The following is a 411-nucleotide window of genomic DNA, read 5'->3' on the forward strand; positions in this document are numbered from 1 at the left end:
GGCTACGCGTTTGGCGGCGGTTTTGAGCTGGCGCTGGCGGCGGACTTTATTGTCTGCGCCGAAAACGCCAGCTTCGCGCTGCCGGAAGCCAAGCTCGGCATCGTGCCTGACAGCGGCGGCGTATTGCGTCTGCCTAAGCTGCTGCCACCGGCTATCGTCAACGAAATGGTGATGACCGGCAGACGAATGAGCGCCGAAGAAGCGCTGCGTTGGGGGATCGTGAACCGCGTTGTCAGCCAGAGCGAACTGATGGATAGCGCGCGCGAACTGGCGCAACAACTGGTCAATAGCGCCCCGCTGGCTATCGCGGCGCTGAAAGAGATTTATCGCGCGACCAGCGAAATGCCGGTAGAAGAAGGCTACCGCTACATCCGCAGCGGCGTACTGAAGCATTATCCGTCGGTACTGCAT

1 protein-coding gene is annotated in these 411 nt (G+C 60.8%); it reads left to right on the top strand.

Annotation, left to right across the window (positions count from 1 at the left end):
- A partial coding sequence (locus J4G32_RS20685; RefSeq protein WP_210497510.1) for an enoyl-CoA hydratase-related protein occupies positions 1 to 411 on the top strand: 411 nt, incomplete at both ends.

The organism is Microvirga antarctica (genome assembly GCF_017921815.1).
GTDB classification, from domain to species: Bacteria; Pseudomonadota; Alphaproteobacteria; order Rhizobiales; family Beijerinckiaceae; genus Microvirga; species Microvirga antarctica.